The following is a 14564-nucleotide window of genomic DNA, read 5'->3' on the forward strand; positions in this document are numbered from 1 at the left end:
GACTACTTAATCAACATGTCTCTAACGTACTCAATGCGACCCACGACGGCCTTTTTGGAGTTGGTTCCACCAGTGGTAAATGCACGGAGTTTTTGATCGTCAAGAAGGGCCTTTATCCTGGCCTGATGCAACGCCTTTCCACTATTCAACGCGAGCGCAGTTCCTACCGCAATGCCCTCAAACAGATTTACTGGGGTTACCCCACGATTACCTCGAACAACGCCTGAAGGAAGTTCTTGTCTTAGGATTTCAAAAGTTTTTGCAAAGACTTTCTCAAGAGATTTCGTAAGCTTCTGTGGAGCCTTTGCCTTCATATAGTCGTTGAGAAATTCTTTGACGCTATGGTCAAAACTTTTGTATTCCTGCAAAAAGGCAAAAAACCTGAGCACTAGCTCTTCTGCGGTCCCATTCTTCACGTCTCCTGGCTTAAGACGAATAACGGCAACAAAATTTTTATCCAATGCGAGAGATTTGACTTGATCGTTAAACGGACCTCGGAATACGCAATTGCGAATTTCTTGATTCGTGAGAGAAATTCCACCAGTGTTCAGGCGTTCAAACAAATCGAAGCGAACGCCCAAATCACTTTTGTCGTTCAATACCGTAACACGCATGGGACGAGTAGCGAACATCAGTTGTACCGACTTCGGAAGTGCTTCGTGCCCCTGGTCGTTTATTGCGGGAAGTTTCTCTAGCTCTTCGATAAGTAGCGGAGCGGGACGTTTGACTTTTTTCAGCAGTTCAGGCGTGCCGAGGAAATGTGCCAATGTCCCCAGCCTCTGAACCCCATCAACTATTTCCCAAGTTGAGTCCGCGTTTGTGGCCATAAAGAGGCTGGGGATAGGGATACCAAGAAGAACCGATTCAATAAGCTGCGACTCTCTAGCCTCGCTCCAAATAAATTGCCTTTGGTACTCAGGGGGAACCTCAATTTCGCCCGATGCAAACATATCTAAAAGTTGCCGAACGCTGAGATCGTAACTATCGAATGAGACCAGTCTTCTTTCTTTGTCTAGTTGATATTGCAACGCAGGCGCATCAATATCCGCGTTCGCAAGAGCTTTTGGCTGCTTATTCTTGGTCATTTTTTCCCACCTTTAACGCATTCATTCTGACGAGATGCTCGTGTTCATTGTGCATCAACGGACTACAGACGTCCGCCGAATTCAACTACGGGGCCTATAGTTCCAGCGCTTCACGCTCCCTCTTTGCTCGCAGAACACGGAAGCGCCAGCGCACAAGGCCGATGGCATAGCTGATGTAGTAACCCGCCAGCAGGCCAAAAACAGCCAGTGTGAGCGGGCTGCGCGCAAAATCACCGACTCCGTTCGGCATGCCCGGTGCGATGACATAAACCTCAACCAGGCGATAAACAATGCGCGCGACAAACAGCAGTGACAGCGCGATGCCCAGGTGCGCATTGGGCGTGTAGAACAGGCCTTGGGGTGTCGGCTCAAAGCGCGTCTTGCCCAGCCCAAAGACGCCCAGCCAGGCGCCCAGGCCCAGGCCGCCGGCCAGCCAGCAGAGCCGGTCAAGGTGCTCGCGCGCGGCAAAACCAAGCAGGACTATCAGGACGGGAAAAATCACCAGCGTGAGCCAGGGACGAATCCTCGACAGGCGCTGGCGCCCCACCATGCGGCGAAAACGTGCATAGACACGCCATGTGATCAGCGGAAGAAGCACAAGCCATGTGAGGGTGGAGGGACTGGGCGCTGGCATGGTGTTGGCCTTTAATTGGCGAGGAATGGGCACAGGCGGCGGAAACGACCCGGCGTGATGCTCCGGACTATCGCTGGAGAAACGCTGCCTGCAAAAATCGCATGCCCGCCAGTATCTGCTGAACCCGTTCCTCCGACAAGCTCCCTATGTGTTCACCCAGGCGCGTCTTGTAAACCGAAGACACCTGCGACACGACCACCACGCTTTGCTTCTGCAGTCTCCCCTCGCCGGGTTCCAGCAAGACATTGCCCGGCTCGGTTGCGCGGCTCAGGTTGGAGGTCAGCGCGCACACAACCACGGTGCTGATGCGGGAGCGGTTAAAAACGTCATCCTGCACAATGACGTGGGGATGCGGGGAGCCCGGGATGGAGCCGCGTGAGGTATCAGCTTCTATCCAGAAGATGTCGCCCTGCTTGAAGGTGTCGGGGAATGGGCCTTGAGGGGCATCCGGCTCTCTGTCCATAAGCGGCACTTTTCAGTCGATGATTTCAATACCGGGACGGAGTGGGTCTTCAAGGTGCACCCGTTTTGCAGCTACTTCAATGAGCTGCATTTGTATCGCTCCCGACAGTGGCTGGTATCCGCCGACAGCAAATTTGACGCGGAACAGGCCCCTGCCATCGTCGATCAACTCGATTGACTCAATGTCCACATAGCTAGAAGGAAGCGGGCCGGGCGGCGTGAGGGAGAATGACTCCACGCCTGAAAAGACGAGCAATCCGTCTTTGATGTTCTCATCGTTGTAGAACTCCCAATTTCCGCTCTCGCTTCGAACGCGTGAAATTTCGTCGATGACCAGCGTCACCCGCTCTCGCCAGCCGTCAACCGTGACGGATTTACACGCGCGGTCACCGAGGTAAACGGTTGCGAGGAATTGATCGACGCGCATTATTCCTCGTCAAACCCATCTTCCGCCGCATCATTCCTCACCCGCGCCACCTTGACCCCAGGCTTGGCCAGCACCTCGACATAAAACTGCTCGCCGCCGTCTTTCACGATTTCGTCAATCGACTTGATGAGGTCGGCCACCGTGACAACAGCCGCCGAGGCTTGGCTATAGCCTGACTTGCAATCAAAGTCCCAGAAATCCACGCCCTTGGGCAGGGCCTTGGCGCGTTCGCGTTTGAAATATTTGCGAATGTCGTGTTTGGCGGCTTCGAGCAGGCGCTCGCGGTTTTTGCCTTCGACTTTGAGCTGGAATGTTTTTTTCATAGTACTTTGGTGTCAGTGAATAGCCTGTTGCGGCCACGCTTGCTACCGATTATCGGGCCGCGGCCGCATGGGCCTGCAAAACCATGGGCAAAAGCGGTGCGGCGGGCCACAATTTGCGCGGCATGGCGTTTGCTTGAGCTGTACGCCAACCGGCAAGCCCCCATCGTCCCTTCAAAGATTCAAGGAGTTTCCGATGATCTATGGTTTGACCTACCTCGGTGTGATCCACACCGCCATCAGCCTGGTGGCCGTCGCGGCGGCGCTGATTGCCTTTTTTCGCGACAAGGAAATCATTGCCGCGTCCACCCTGGGCCGGGTCTATATCTGGACCACGGTGCTGACCTGCCTCACGGCTTTTGGCATCTTCCAGCATGGCGGTTTCGGCAAGCCGCATGCGCTGGGCATCATCACCCTGCTGGTGCTGGGCATTGCCTGGGTCGCGGGCAACACCAAGGTGCTGGGCCGCGCCTCGCCTTATGTGCAGACGCTCAGTTATTCGATCACCTTTGTGTTCCACATGATCCCGGCGATCACCGAGACCTCCACGCGCCTGCCGCTGGGCGCGCCGCTGCTGCCCAATGCCGATGCGCCCGAGCTCAAGGTGGCCACGGGTGTGTTGCTGCTGCTGTATCTCATTGGTGCAGCGCTGCAGGTGAGGCGCATACGCGCGCGCAATGCGGCGCAGGCGGTGCCGCTGCCGGGGTCTGCCGCGGCCTGAGCCGCTCACAAAAAAAAGAACATCATCCGCAGATTACGCAGATTTACACAGATAAAAGCAAAGAAAAAAACAAACGCGAGGCAAGGTTGTGCGCCCGGTGCACAAAGATAGGAATGAAGTCGAATGAAGTCCTGAATCCAAATTCCTTCTCTTCAATCTGTGGAAATCTGCGTAATCTGCGGATAAATTTGTATCCACAGATTTCGCAGACTTACGCAGATAAAACCAAGGAGTCCCATGCATCCCGTGCTGTGCACCGAAGAACGCCATGCCGGCCAGATCCTGGCTATCTTCAACGAGGCCATCGCCACTTCAACCGCGCTGTACGACTACAAGCCGCGCACGCCCGAAAGCATGGTCAGCTGGTTTGCCGCCAAGCGCAGCAACAGCTTTCCAGTGATAGGGCTGGAGGACGACACGGGCAAGCTGCTGGGCTTTGCGAGCTACGGCAGCTTTCGCGCATTCCCGGCCTACAAGTACACGGTCGAGCATTCGGTCTATGTGGAAAAAAGCTGCCGTGGCCAGGGGCTGGGGCGCAAGCTGCTGGAGGCCATCGTTGCCAAGGCCGAGGCGCAAGGCATGCATGTGCTGGTGGGCGCGGTCGACCTGGAGAACAGCGCGAGCATGGAACTGCACAAGCGCCTGGGCTTTGAGCATTGCGGCACGATCAAACAGGCGGCCTTCAAGTTCGGCCGCTGGCTGGACCTGGCGTTTTTGCAGAAGACGCTGGTGACGCCCTTGCAGCCGGTGGACGGTTAAGAGCTGTTTTAGGCCTGGCCCGATTGCGCCAGCGCCTTGTCTATGGCTTCGTGCAAATGCTGCAGGCCGAAAGACACGTCGCAGACCACGCCATTGACGTAAAACGTGGGGGTTGAGCGCACGCCCAGGTGGCGGCCGCTTTGCATGTGCTCCTGCACGCGCTGCAGGTAGACATGGTCGTTCATTTCATTCTGGTAGCGCGCCATGTCCAGGCCGGCCTGGGCGGCGTACTCGAGCAGGTGTTTGTCCTTGAGGTGCTGCTGGTGGGTGAAAAGCAGCTCGTGCATGGGCCAGAACTTGCCCTGGGCGCCGGCGGCCTCGGCCGCTTCGGCGGCGAGTTCGGCATGGGGGTGCACCTCGCGCAGCGGGAAGTGCCGGTAGACAAAACGCAGCTGCGGGCCGAAGTGCGGCAGCATGACTTTTAAAGCGCCGTAGGCCTGGAAGCAGGAGGGGCACTCGAAGTCGCCGTACTCGAGCAGCGTGACCGGGGCCGACGAGCGGCCGCGTATGTGGTCTATGGCCTCGTCAGGTTCAAGCTGGGGGTCCGGCGTGGGCATGGTTCACCTTTCTTCAACTGTTCAACGGGTCGTGGAGACAGTATGCGCCCTGGGCCGTGACGTGATCAAGACGCCGGCACGGCCAAAAGGCAAAGAACGATGAAACAGGCTGTGCGTGTCAGCCCTGGTTGGCCGCGTTCTCGAGGGCTTCGTCCAGCGCCTTGCACGAGGGCGAGCACACGGCCTGGGACTTGCCCAGCACCTTGCGCGTGCCCATCAGGGAACGGGCGCGGTGCTTGCCGCACATAAAGCAGGACATGGTGGCCGCACCGAAGGAGGTGGTGGCGGCGAACGGGGAGCCCGAGACCTTGGACTTGTAGCGCAGGCCGTCTGCGAGGACAGCGGTTTTGGCGTCAGCTCTTGCCATGGTTTGGATCTTCCTTGGTTTGGGGGTTTGAGGGGTTCATGGCCTTTTCGATGGCCTCTTTGGCCTGCTGCTCGGCGGCGAGCGAGGCGTCCAGCGCCGACCGGCACAGGCCCGCGTACTGGTAGTTCACGTTTTCATACAGCTCGGCGGCGGCCGGATGGGTGTCCAGCAGCGCGCCCAGCGCCACACCCGGCTCCACGTCGCCCAGTTCGCTCACGAGGTGCAGCACGACGGAGCGGTATTGCTCGGCGCCCACAGGCACCGCGCTGTGCTCCAGGCGCTCAAGCAACTCGGCCAGCACGTGGGTGACCGTGAGGTCGGTTTTGTGGGGGTGGGGATGTGTGGCGTTCATGCAGTGAATCTGGGGTTTCCTTCCCCAAAATCAAGCGCCTTGGCCGGCCAGGATGCCCGCCTTGCGGCGGCTGCCGGACCCGATTGGGCCTAGCCTGGATCAGCCTGGCACGCTATATTTTCTATAGCTGATGACGCTTGTCTGCCGTGGGTTGGAGCATTATTTTACCGCAAAAGCGTGGCGACCGCTTTCACCGCGCCCAGCGGGGGGTTTTAGGGGGCCGGGCCGCACCATGCGGCTCAGGCGCCGGAGCTGTCCGCCAGGTGTTTGACCAGCAGCCTGGCCGCGGCCGACAGGCCAGCCTCGTCCCTGAAACAGATCGCAAAACGGCGCCTGGCCCAGGCATCCGTCAGCGGCATCACGCGCAGGCCGAAGGTGCGCGCATAAGGATCGGCCACCTCGCGCGGCACCACGCTGATGGCCAGGTTGGCGCGCACCACCCGCAGCGCGGCCTCGAAGTTGGAAACGATGACGCGGTGCACGATGGCCTTGCCCTGGAGCGCGGCGGCGCGCTGCAGCAGCACCTGTACCGCGCTTTGCGCCGGCAGGCTCACGTGTTCGTAGCCCAGCGTCTGTTCAAAGCTCAAGGTCTCGCGCACGGCCAGCGGGTGCGAGGCATGGGCCACGATGGCCAGATGGTCGTGGCGGTAGCCGCGGGACTGCAGGCCGGACAGGTCGGCCGCGTCCCAGCAGATGCCGACCGAGGCCACGCCCTCCTTGATGCCACGTATCACCTCGGGACTCACGCGCTCTTCCATGCTGATGCGGATGTCGTGGTGGGCCGGCGCCTGCAAAAAGCCGGCGACGTCGTCGGCCAGCGATTCGGCCATGACCGAGGCCGTGGCCAGGATGCGCACCTGGCCGCGCACGCCCAGCGCATAGTCGCCCATTTCACGCTCAATCTGCTCGGCGCTGGCCAGCATGGCGCGTGCGTGCTCCAGCAGGCTTTCGCCGGCGGGCGTGGGTTCGACGCCGCGCCGCCGGCGCAGCAGCAAGGGCGTGCCCACGGTGTCTTCCAACTGGGCCAGGCGCTTGCTGACGGCCGAGCCGACGATGTTGGCCTGCTCGGCCGCGCGGGCAATGCTGCGTGCATCGCAAACGGCGGCGAACAGGCGCAGCGTGGTCAGGTCCAGCTCTCTCATGCAGCGCCTCCTTGAAGCCTTAGATATTCCCGATTGGAACACCATAGCTTCCAAAATTGACAAACCAAACAGTTTGGGAAATTCTAAACTGAGGGCTCGGAATTTCGGAGACACACCCCGTGACCCTGGCCACCCATCCCTCTACCACCGCCATCGCACCCGCCCTGCCCGCCCTGCCCGCCCACGCCATCATTCGCGAGGTCGGCCTGCGCGACGGCCTGCAAAGCATTGCCGCCGTGATGCCGACCGCCCACAAGCTCGAATGGCTGCGCCAGGCCTATGCGGCGGGCCAGCGCGAGATCGAGGTCGGCTCTTTTGTGCCGGCGCGCCTGCTGCCGCAACTGGCCGACACCGCCGAGCTGGTGGCCTATGCCAAGACCCTGCCGGGCCTGTTGACCTCGGTGCTGGTGCCCAACCTCAAGGGCGCTGAGCGCGCGATTGAATCGGGCGCCGACCTGATGCTGCTGCCGCTGTCGGCCAGCCACGCCCACAGCCTGGCCAACCTGCGCAAGACGCCCGATGAGGTCGTGGAAGAGATAGGCCGCATACGCGCGGCGCGCGATGCCTCGGGTTCGCGCATGGTGCTCGAGGTCGGCATGAGCACGGCTTTTGGCTGCACGCTGCAGGGCCGGGTCGAACCGGCCGAGGTGCTGCGCCTGCTGCAGGCCGTGCTGGACGCCGGCGCCGACCGCGTGAGCCTGGCCGACACCGTGGGTTACGCTGACCCGGCCATGGTGCGCAGCCTGTTCGAGGCGGCTTTTGAGCTGGTGGGCGACAAGCTGGCCTGCGGCCATTTCCACGACACGCGCGGAATGGGCATGGCCAATGTCTATGCTGCGCTGCTGACCGGCATGACGCGCTTTGACGCCTGCCTGGCCGGCATAGGCGGCTGCCCGCATGCGCCCGGCGCCAGCGGCAATGTGGCCAGCGAAGACCTGGCCTATATGTTCGCGAGCATGGGCATTGAAACCGGCATTGACTTCGACAAACTCATGGCCTTGCGCGGCCGGGTGGCCGGCTGGCTTGCGGGCGAAAGCCTGCACGGCACGCTGTGGCGCGCGGGCCTGCCCAAAACCATGCAGCCCACCGCTGCGACGGCCTAAACTCCTTGCTGGCGAGCCTGGCCGCGCCGCTTCATCCTTCCTTGATACCTACATGCAAAACAACGCTTCTTCCACCCCACCCCAGCCGCTGGCCGGCCTGCGCGTCGTGGAGTTCACCCACATGGTCATGGGCCCGACCTGCGGCATGCTGCTGGCCGACATGGGCGCCGAGGTCATCAAGGTCGAGCCCATAGACGGCGACCGCACACGCCACCTGCTGGGCGCGGGCTCAGGCTTTTTCCCGCTGTTCAACCGCAACAAAAAAAGCATAGGCATTGACCTGCGCGATGCGGCCGGCGCCGAGGTGGCGCGCCGGCTGTGCGCCAGCGCCGACGTGGTGGCCGAGAACTTCAAGCCCGGCACCATGGCCAAGTACGGCCTGGACTACGCCGCGCTGAGCGCGGCCAACCCGCGCCTGATTTACGCCAGCCACAAGGGCTTTCTGCCCGGCCCCTACGACCACCGCACGGCGCTGGACGAAGTGGTGCAGATGATGGGGGGCCTGGCCTATATGACGGGCCGGCCCGGCGACCCGCTGCGCGCCGGCAGCAGCGTCAACGACATCATGGGCGGCATGTTCGGCGCCATCGGTGTGCTGGGCGCGCTGATACAGCGCGGCATCAGCGGCAAGGGCATGGAGGTGCAGTCGGCCCTGTTTGAGAACAACGTCTTCCTGGTCGGCCAACACATGCTGCAGTACGCCATCACCGGCCAGCCGGCCGCGCCCATGCCGGACCGCATCTCGGCCTGGGGGGTGTACGACGTGTTCAGCGTGAAGGACGGCGAGCAGATTTTCCTGGCGGCCGTCAGCGACGCGCAATGGGCCGCGTTTTGCGACGCGCTGGGTTTTGCCGACCTCAAGGCCGACGCACGTTATGCCGGCAACAACCAGCGCGTCACCGAACGCCCCACCCTGCTGCCGCTGCTGCGCGAACGCCTGGCGCTGCGCAGCGCCCGCGAGCTGGAGGCGCTGTTTGAGGCGGCCGGCCTGCCTTTTGCGCCCATACGCAAACCCGAGGAGCTCTACGACGACGAACACCTGCTGGCCACCGGCGGGCTGGCCGACATCAAGCTGCCCGACGGCGAACGCGCCGGCCAGATCGCCAAGACCACGCTGCTGCCCCTGACCATGGATGGCGAGCGGCTGAAGGTCCGGCTGAACCCGCCCACGCTGGGCGAACACACACGCGAGCTGCTCGCCGGCCTGGGCTACGGCCAAGGCGAGATCGAGCGGCTGCACCGCGAAGCGGCGGTCTCATGATGCGCTAGACACCCCACGATTCACGACAAAAGGAGACAAGACATGCGCAACACAACAAAGAATCCCATCAACATTCACCGCCGCCACACGCTGCAAGGCCTGGGCGCCCTGCTGCTGGGCGGCGGCCTGGCCTGGGCACCGCGCCGCGTGCTGGCGCAGGCCACGGAACGCGCGGTGCGTTTTATCCTGCCGGTGGGCGCGGGCTCGGGCGTGGACACCATAGTGCGCGCCGCCACCGCGGCCCTGGGCAAGACACTGGGCCACCCGGTGGTGATCGAAAACCAGCCCGGCGCGGGCGGCATCGTCGGCACCTCGGCGCTCGTGAAAGCGGCGCCCGACGGCATGACGCTGGGCGTGGTGTCCAACAACCATGTCGTTTACCCCAGCGTCTACAAAACGCTGCCCTTCGACCCGATCAATGACATCACGCCGATCTGCGTGCTGGGCAGCACGCCGTTTGTGCTGGTGGTCAATCCGGCCAAGGTGGCGGCAACCAATGTGAAGGAGCTGGTGGCCCTGCTCAAGGCCAAACCCGAGGCCTACAACTACGCTTCATCGGGCAACGGCACCATCTTGCACCTGGCGGCCGAGATGTTCATGGACGAAGCCCAGGTCAAGGTCAAACACATCCCCTACAAGGGCGTGGGGCCCATGGTGACCGATTTGATAGGCGGCCAGGTCGAGATCGGCGTGCTGGCCCTGCCCGCGGTGCAGGCCCACCTCAAGAGCGGCGCCCTGCGCGCCATAGGCGTGGGCAGCGCGGCGCGTGTGGCGGCCGCGCCGGATATCCCGACGATTGCCGAGCAAGGCCTGCCCAACTACAACATCGAGGGCTGGTTTGCCGTGGTCGGCCCGGCCAAACTGCCGATGGTCGAAGCCAGGCGCATACAGGCCGCCGTGGCTGCGGCGTATGCCACGCCCGAGGTCAAGGAGGCCATGGCCAAACAAGGCAACACCATCAATCCCGGCACGCCCGAGGCGGCCGCGCAGTTCTTTCGCAGCGAAATGGTGAAGTACGCCAGGCTGGTGAAAAAGGCCGGCGTTGAACTGCAGTAGTTTTACAGCTTCGCTATCGACACCTCGGTCGACTTGACCAGGGCGACGACCTCGCTGCCCACGGCGAGTTCGAGCTGGTCGACCGAGCGCGTGGTGATCACCGAGGTGACGATGCCCCAGGGCGTTTCGACGTCGATTTCGGACACCACGTCGCCGCGGATGATTTCCTTGACCTTGCCGCGGAACTGGTTGCGGACATTGATGGCTTGGATGGACATAGAACAGGTTCTCCTGGAACTGGGTTAAAAAATCGTTGAATGGGTAAAAACTCAGACCGCCCAGCGCACACCGTGCACCGGCGTGTTGGGCCATAGCGGCTCGCTGGGCGAGATCGCCTCGCCGGGCTGCTGCAGCACGCGGTCCAGGATCTTTTTCTCGATCTGGCCGAATAGCGGGTCGCTGCGTTCGCGCGGGCGGGCGATGCGCACGCGCTCGTCGAGCGCGATGCGGCCGTCCTCGATCAGAATCACGCGGTCGGCCAGCGCCACGGCCTCCTGCACGTCGTGCGTGACCAGCAAGGCGGTAAAGCCGCTGCGCTGCCACAGGCCTTCAATCAGCTGGTGCATCTCTATGCGGGTCAGCGCGTCCAGTGCGCCCAGCGGCTCGTCGAGCAGCAGCAGGCGCGGGTTGTGCACCAGGGCCCGGGCCAGCGAGACACGCTGGCGCTGGCCGCCCGACAGGCGCGCCGGCCAGTCGGGCTGGCGGTCGGCCAGGCCGACCTGGGCCAGCACGTCGGCCGCGGCCGCATGGCCGCCGGGCGGCAGGCCCAGGGCCACGTTGGCTATCACGCGGCGCCAGGGCAGCAGCCGCGAATCCTGGAACATGATGCGGGTGTCTTCGCGCAGGCCGCTCACGTCCTGGCCGTCCAGGCGTATGCTGCCTTGTGTGGCGGCCTCCAGCCCGGCCACCAGGCGCAGCAAGGTAGATTTGCCGCAGCCGCTGCGGCCCACGATGGCGACAAACTCGCCGGGTGCTATCACGAGTTCGGTGTGCTGCAGCACCTGGCGTTTGCCATAACGTTTCGAGAGCCCGCGTATTTCCAGGCGCACGCCGCGCTCCTGCGATAAGGACTGCGCTTGCGCCGGCAGCGTGTCAGGTTCGGTATCGCGCCCGAGTTCCGTCGCCAGCCAGGTTTGGGAAGATTCAAAAGAGATGTGGGGATGCAGCATGGGGATTCCTCAGGACGCCGACTGGTAACCGGGATGCCATCGCAACCAGTAGCGCTCCAGCCCGCGCGCGAACACATCGGCCAGCTTGCCCAGCAAGGCGTAGAGCAGGATGCCGACCAGCACCACGTCGGTCTGCAAAAACTCGCGGGCATTCATGGTCAGGTAGCCTATGCCGGCCTGGGCCGAAATGGTTTCGGCCACGATCAAAATCACCCACATCAGGCCCAGCGAAAAACGCAGGCCCACCAGGATGGACGAGAGCGCGCCGGGCAGGATGACCTCGCGGTAGAGCTGCCAGCGCGTGAGGCCGTAGGTGCGGCCCATCTCGATCAGCCCCGGGTCCACATTGCGGATTCCGTGGAAGGTGTTGATGTAGATCGGGAAGAAAACCGAGACCGCGATCAGGAACAGCTTGGCGGTTTCGTCGATGCCGAACCACAGGATCACCAGCGGGATCAGCGCCAGCGCCGGGATGTTGCGCACCATCTGTATGGTCGAGTCGAGCAGGGTTTCGAAAAACTTCACCGAGCCGGTCAGCAGGCCGACGGCCAGGCCCAGCCCGCCGCCCACGGCCAGGCCCGCGAGCGCCCTGCCTGCGCTGACCTTCACATGGGTCCACAGCTCACCCGAGGCCGACAGCGTCCAGGTGGCCTTGATGACTTCCGAGGGCGCCGGCAGCACGCGCGTGGAGAGCCAGCCCAGCGAAGAAGCAATCTGCCAGAGCGCGACCAGGCCGACCGGTACCACCCAGGGCAGCAGGCGCTGGCCCAGGTCGCGCAGTATGGCGGCGAAGGGGATGCGCGGCAATGCGACGCCTGAGCCCAGCGGCAAAAAGCCCAGGCCGGGAGCGTCCACGGTGTCGGGCACCGGGGTCACCTGGAGTTCACGAACAGAGTCTGTCATGGCTGTGCTCCGGGTTCAGCTTTGCGAGACGCGCGGCAGGTAGTCATTGGCCACGACCTCGCCAAAGGGGCCGTTGAGCACCTGGCCGGGCAGCTTCTGGCGCAGCCTGCGCGGCAGCAGCGGGAAGACCAGCTCGGCGAAGCGGTAGGCCTCCTCGAGGTGCGGGTAACCCGAAAGCACAAAGGTGTCCAGGCCCAGGGCCGCGTATTCCTCTATGCGCGCGGCCACGGTTTGGGGGTCGCCCACCAGGGCCGTGCCGGCGCCGCCGCGCACCAGGCCCACACCGGCCCAGAGGTTGGGGCTGATTTCGAGCTCCGCCCTTGTTCGCTTGCCACCGCCGGCATGCAGGGCAGCCATACGGCGCTGGCCTTCGGAGTCCATGCGCGAGAAGGCTGCCTGGGCGCGGCCCACGGTGTCGTCGTCGAGCCGGCTGATCAGGCTTTCGGCGGCGCGCCAGGCCTCGTCCTCGGTCTCGCGCACGATGACGTGCAACCGTATGCCGAACTTGACCTTGCGGCCCAGCCTCTCGGCGCGGGCCCGCACGTCGGCGACTTTTTTGGAGACTTCGGCCGGCGGCTCGCCCCAGGTCAGGTAGGTGTCGACCTGCTCGGCGGCCAGCGCATGGGCCGGCGCCGAGGAGCCGCCGAAGTAAACAGGCGGATGCGGTTTTTGCACCGGCGGATACAGCAGCTTGGCGCCTTTGACGCTCAGGTGCTGGCCCTGGTAGTCAAAACTTTCGCCGGCATGGCTGCGCGCGAGGATCTCGCGCCAGATGCGTATGAATTCGGCCGACTGTTCGTAGCGCTGCGTGTGGTCCAGGTAGACGCCGTCGCCTTCGAGCTCGGCCTGGTCGCCGCCTGTGACCAGGTTGATCAGGAGGCGCCCGCCCGAGAGCCGGTCAAAGGTGGCGGCCATGCGCGCGGCCAGGCTGGGCTGGTGCAGGCCGGGGCGAACCGCCACCAGGAACTTGAGGTTTTTGGTGACGGGCAGCAGGCTGGCGGCCACCACCCAGGGGTCTTCGCAGGAGCGGCCGGTGGGGATCAGCACACCTTCATAACCCAGGGTGTCGGCGGCCGTGGCGACCTGCTTCAAATAGTCGAGGTTGACCTCGCGCGCGCCTTCGCCCGTGCCCAGGTAGCGGCTGTCACCGTGGGTGGGAATAAACCAGAAAACCTGCATAAAAACTCCTTGAATACGGGGTGGTTTGCGCTGCGCCTATTTGCGCGCGACCTGGGTGGCTTCGGGCCGCCAGACGATGTCGGCCACTTTCACAGGCCGTGGGATCAAGCCCAGCCGCAAAAAGGCATCGGCCACACGCTGCTGGTCCGCGATGGCGGCGGCATTGAGCGGGCCCACGGGCGACACGGGACGGCGCTGGATAAACAGGCTCACCACGCCGGCGTCCAGTCCGCTGAAGTCGGACACCAGCTTGATGGCCTCGGAACGATTGTTTTGCACCAGCGCGTCGGCCCGGCTCAGTTCCTCGAACAGCGCCGCCAGGGTCTGCGCATGCTGGGTGGCAAAGGGGCGCGAGGCCAGGTAAAAGGAGTTGTTGCTCGACAGCTCACGCCCCGTGGCCAGCACGCGCGGCTTGATGGCGAGTTCGATCGCGGCGTAAAACGGGTCCCAGATGGCCCAGGCGTCCACGCTTTTGCGCTCGAACGCCGCGCGCGCGTCGGCGGGCGCCAGGTAGATGGGCTGGATGTCGTCCCACTTGAGGCCGGCCTTGTCGACCGCGCGCACCAGCAGGTAGTGGGCGCTGGAGCCTTTTTGCAGCGCGATTTTTTTGCCCTTGAGGCCGGCTAGGTTGCGTATGGGCGAGTCGCCCAGCACCAGGACGGCCGAACTGTCGGGCTTGGGCGGCTCGACGCCGACGTAGACCAGTTCCTTGCCGGCGGCCTGGGCGAACACGGGCGGCGAATCGCCGGTCAAGCCGAACTCCAGGCTTCCCACCGACAGCGCTTCCAGCAGTTGCGGCCCGGCCGGGAATTCGGCCCAGGTGATTTTGGTGTTCGGAAAGCGCTTTTCGAGCACGCTTTTCTGCTTGAGGATGACCAGGTTGACGGCGGACTTCTGATAGCCGATGCGCAGCTGCTCGGGGGCTTTTTCGGCCTTGCTTGCAGCCGATTGGGCGCCTGCGTCTTTAAAGCCCAGGCCCCAGAGCGCGGCCGTGGTGGCGGCGATCTTGAGAAAGCGGCGGCGCAGTTGAAACGGTGTGAGGGTGTTCATGGTGTGGCCTCCTTGTT

The 14564-nt window shown here is 63.2% G+C and carries 19 protein-coding genes; 5 read left to right on the top strand and 14 right to left on the bottom strand.

Annotated features, from left to right (window positions below; genetic code table 11):
- Positions 1-2: 2 nt before the first annotated feature.
- From AC1DUN_RS05955 to AC1DUN_RS05975, 5 genes are all read right to left on the bottom strand, one after another.
- Positions 3-1085: a DUF262 domain-containing protein gene (locus AC1DUN_RS05955; RefSeq protein ID WP_477713162.1), complete on the bottom strand. Its 1083-nt coding sequence runs from the start codon at positions 1083-1085 to the stop codon at positions 3-5.
- 94 nt (positions 1086-1179) lie between these two features.
- On the bottom strand, positions 1180-1719 hold the full coding sequence (locus AC1DUN_RS05960; protein ID WP_477713163.1) for a CcdC protein domain-containing protein: 540 nt from the start codon (positions 1717-1719) through the stop codon (positions 1180-1182).
- Between the two features lie 67 nt (positions 1720-1786).
- On the bottom strand, positions 1787-2182 hold the full coding sequence (locus tag AC1DUN_RS05965; RefSeq protein WP_477713164.1) for a type II toxin-antitoxin system PemK/MazF family toxin: 396 nt from the start codon (positions 2180-2182) through the stop codon (positions 1787-1789).
- A 12-nt stretch (positions 2183-2194) separates the two neighbouring features.
- Positions 2195-2608: a DUF6258 family protein gene (locus tag AC1DUN_RS05970; protein WP_477713165.1), complete on the bottom strand. Its 414-nt coding sequence runs from the start codon at positions 2606-2608 to the stop codon at positions 2195-2197.
- On the bottom strand, positions 2608-2931 hold the full coding sequence (locus AC1DUN_RS05975) for a DUF6172 family protein (RefSeq protein ID WP_477713166.1): 324 nt from the start codon (positions 2929-2931) through the stop codon (positions 2608-2610). The genes AC1DUN_RS05970 and AC1DUN_RS05975 overlap by 1 nt, the downstream gene beginning before the upstream one ends.
- 193 nt (positions 2932-3124) lie before the next feature.
- On the opposite strand from AC1DUN_RS05975, the gene AC1DUN_RS05980 reads away from it, so the two are divergent.
- Together AC1DUN_RS05980 and AC1DUN_RS05985 are read left to right on the top strand one after the other, a co-directional pair.
- On the top strand, positions 3125-3649 hold the full coding sequence (locus AC1DUN_RS05980) for a hypothetical protein (RefSeq protein WP_477713167.1): 525 nt from the start codon (positions 3125-3127) through the stop codon (positions 3647-3649).
- A 237-nt stretch (positions 3650-3886) separates the two neighbouring features.
- The gene (locus AC1DUN_RS05985) at positions 3887-4408 is read left to right on the top strand and encodes an N-acetyltransferase family protein (RefSeq protein WP_477713168.1); all 522 of its coding nucleotides are present in this window, start codon (positions 3887-3889) and stop codon (positions 4406-4408) included.
- 8 nt (positions 4409-4416) lie between these two features.
- Here AC1DUN_RS05985 and AC1DUN_RS05990 read toward each other — a convergent pair whose 3' ends face one another.
- The 4 genes from AC1DUN_RS05990 to AC1DUN_RS06005 all read right to left on the bottom strand — a co-directional run bounded on the left by AC1DUN_RS05990 (position 4417) and on the right by AC1DUN_RS06005 (position 6826).
- Positions 4417-4965 (bottom strand): DsbA family protein, encoded by a 549-nt coding sequence (locus AC1DUN_RS05990; RefSeq protein WP_074574574.1) that lies wholly within the window; start codon positions 4963-4965, stop codon positions 4417-4419.
- A 118-nt stretch (positions 4966-5083) separates the two neighbouring features.
- Positions 5084-5332 carry a hypothetical protein gene (locus tag AC1DUN_RS05995; RefSeq protein WP_074574576.1) on the bottom strand — a complete coding sequence of 83 codons (249 nt, stop codon included), beginning with the start codon at positions 5330-5332 and terminating at the stop codon, positions 5084-5086.
- Entirely contained in the window at positions 5319-5684 is a 366-nt protein-coding gene (locus AC1DUN_RS06000) for a hypothetical protein (RefSeq protein WP_477713169.1), read from the bottom strand. Before AC1DUN_RS06000 ends, AC1DUN_RS05995 begins: the two co-directional genes overlap by 14 nt.
- 239 nt (positions 5685-5923) lie before the next feature.
- On the bottom strand, positions 5924-6826 hold the full coding sequence (locus tag AC1DUN_RS06005; protein ID WP_477713170.1) for a LysR family transcriptional regulator: 903 nt from the start codon (positions 6824-6826) through the stop codon (positions 5924-5926).
- Between the two features lie 119 nt (positions 6827-6945).
- On the opposite strand from AC1DUN_RS06005, the gene AC1DUN_RS06010 reads away from it, so the two are divergent.
- Genes AC1DUN_RS06010 through AC1DUN_RS06020 form a run of 3 tightly spaced genes read left to right on the top strand, consistent with a single transcriptional unit; the run spans position 6946 to position 10246 of the window.
- On the top strand, positions 6946-7929 hold the full coding sequence (locus tag AC1DUN_RS06010; RefSeq protein ID WP_477713171.1) for a hydroxymethylglutaryl-CoA lyase: 984 nt from the start codon (positions 6946-6948) through the stop codon (positions 7927-7929).
- Positions 7930-7981: 52 nt separating this feature from the next.
- Positions 7982-9190, top strand: a complete 1209-nt coding sequence (locus AC1DUN_RS06015; RefSeq protein ID WP_477713172.1) for a CaiB/BaiF CoA transferase family protein — start codon at positions 7982-7984, stop codon at positions 9188-9190.
- Between the two features lie 42 nt (positions 9191-9232).
- The gene (locus tag AC1DUN_RS06020) at positions 9233-10246 is read left to right on the top strand and encodes a tripartite tricarboxylate transporter substrate binding protein (RefSeq protein WP_477713173.1); all 1014 of its coding nucleotides are present in this window, start codon (positions 9233-9235) and stop codon (positions 10244-10246) included.
- Positions 10247-10248: 2 nt separating this feature from the next.
- Here AC1DUN_RS06020 and AC1DUN_RS06025 read toward each other — a convergent pair whose 3' ends face one another.
- The 5 genes from AC1DUN_RS06025 to AC1DUN_RS06045 are packed head-to-tail and all read right to left on the bottom strand — an operon-like array spanning position 10249 to position 14547.
- A complete protein-coding gene (locus AC1DUN_RS06025; RefSeq protein WP_007869745.1) occupies positions 10249-10464 on the bottom strand; it encodes a TOBE domain-containing protein in 216 nt (71 codons plus the stop codon).
- Between the two features lie 51 nt (positions 10465-10515).
- The gene (locus AC1DUN_RS06030) at positions 10516-11415 is read right to left on the bottom strand and encodes an ATP-binding cassette domain-containing protein (RefSeq protein WP_477713174.1); all 900 of its coding nucleotides are present in this window, start codon (positions 11413-11415) and stop codon (positions 10516-10518) included.
- Between the two features lie 9 nt (positions 11416-11424).
- Positions 11425-12318 (bottom strand): aliphatic sulfonate ABC transporter permease SsuC, encoded by an 894-nt coding sequence (gene ssuC, locus AC1DUN_RS06035; protein WP_477713175.1) that lies wholly within the window; start codon positions 12316-12318, stop codon positions 11425-11427.
- Between the two features lie 15 nt (positions 12319-12333).
- Positions 12334-13497, bottom strand: a complete 1164-nt coding sequence (ssuD, locus tag AC1DUN_RS06040; RefSeq protein WP_477713176.1) for an FMNH2-dependent alkanesulfonate monooxygenase — start codon at positions 13495-13497, stop codon at positions 12334-12336.
- Positions 13498-13533: 36 nt separating this feature from the next.
- Positions 13534-14547: a sulfonate ABC transporter substrate-binding protein gene (locus AC1DUN_RS06045; protein ID WP_477713177.1), complete on the bottom strand. Its 1014-nt coding sequence runs from the start codon at positions 14545-14547 to the stop codon at positions 13534-13536.
- Between the last annotated feature and the right edge of the window lie 17 nt (positions 14548-14564).

The organism is Polaromonas sp. P4_F6 (assembly GCF_056401275.1).

Coding starts and splice junctions, on each gene's coding strand:
- AC1DUN_RS06005 (WP_477713170.1), bottom strand. CDS start 6,826: ATGAGAGAGCTGGACCTGACCACGCTGCGCCTGTTCGCCGCCGTTTGC.
- AC1DUN_RS05975 (WP_477713166.1), bottom strand. CDS start 2,931: ATGAAAAAAACATTCCAGCTCAAAGTCGAAGGCAAAAACCGCGAGCGC.
- AC1DUN_RS06030 (WP_477713174.1), bottom strand. CDS start 11,415: ATGCTGCATCCCCACATCTCTTTTGAATCTTCCCAAACCTGGCTGGCG.
- AC1DUN_RS05960 (WP_477713163.1), bottom strand. CDS start 1,719: ATGCCAGCGCCCAGTCCCTCCACCCTCACATGGCTTGTGCTTCTTCCG.
- AC1DUN_RS06020 (WP_477713173.1), top strand. CDS start 9,233: ATGCGCAACACAACAAAGAATCCCATCAACATTCACCGCCGCCACACG.
- AC1DUN_RS05980 (WP_477713167.1), top strand. CDS start 3,125: ATGATCTATGGTTTGACCTACCTCGGTGTGATCCACACCGCCATCAGC.
- AC1DUN_RS05955 (WP_477713162.1), bottom strand. CDS start 1,085: ATGACCAAGAATAAGCAGCCAAAAGCTCTTGCGAACGCGGATATTGAT.
- AC1DUN_RS05990 (WP_074574574.1), bottom strand. CDS start 4,965: ATGCCCACGCCGGACCCCCAGCTTGAACCTGACGAGGCCATAGACCAC.
- AC1DUN_RS05970 (WP_477713165.1), bottom strand. CDS start 2,608: ATGCGCGTCGATCAATTCCTCGCAACCGTTTACCTCGGTGACCGCGCG.
- AC1DUN_RS06025 (WP_007869745.1), bottom strand. CDS start 10,464: ATGTCCATCCAAGCCATCAATGTCCGCAACCAGTTCCGCGGCAAGGTC.
- AC1DUN_RS05995 (WP_074574576.1), bottom strand. CDS start 5,332: ATGGCAAGAGCTGACGCCAAAACCGCTGTCCTCGCAGACGGCCTGCGC.
- AC1DUN_RS06000 (WP_477713169.1), bottom strand. CDS start 5,684: ATGAACGCCACACATCCCCACCCCCACAAAACCGACCTCACGGTCACC.
- ssuD (WP_477713176.1), bottom strand. CDS start 13,497: ATGCAGGTTTTCTGGTTTATTCCCACCCACGGTGACAGCCGCTACCTG.
- AC1DUN_RS06015 (WP_477713172.1), top strand. CDS start 7,982: ATGCAAAACAACGCTTCTTCCACCCCACCCCAGCCGCTGGCCGGCCTG.
- AC1DUN_RS05985 (WP_477713168.1), top strand. CDS start 3,887: ATGCATCCCGTGCTGTGCACCGAAGAACGCCATGCCGGCCAGATCCTG.
- ssuC (WP_477713175.1), bottom strand. CDS start 12,318: ATGACAGACTCTGTTCGTGAACTCCAGGTGACCCCGGTGCCCGACACC.
- AC1DUN_RS06045 (WP_477713177.1), bottom strand. CDS start 14,547: ATGAACACCCTCACACCGTTTCAACTGCGCCGCCGCTTTCTCAAGATC.
- AC1DUN_RS05965 (WP_477713164.1), bottom strand. CDS start 2,182: ATGGACAGAGAGCCGGATGCCCCTCAAGGCCCATTCCCCGACACCTTC.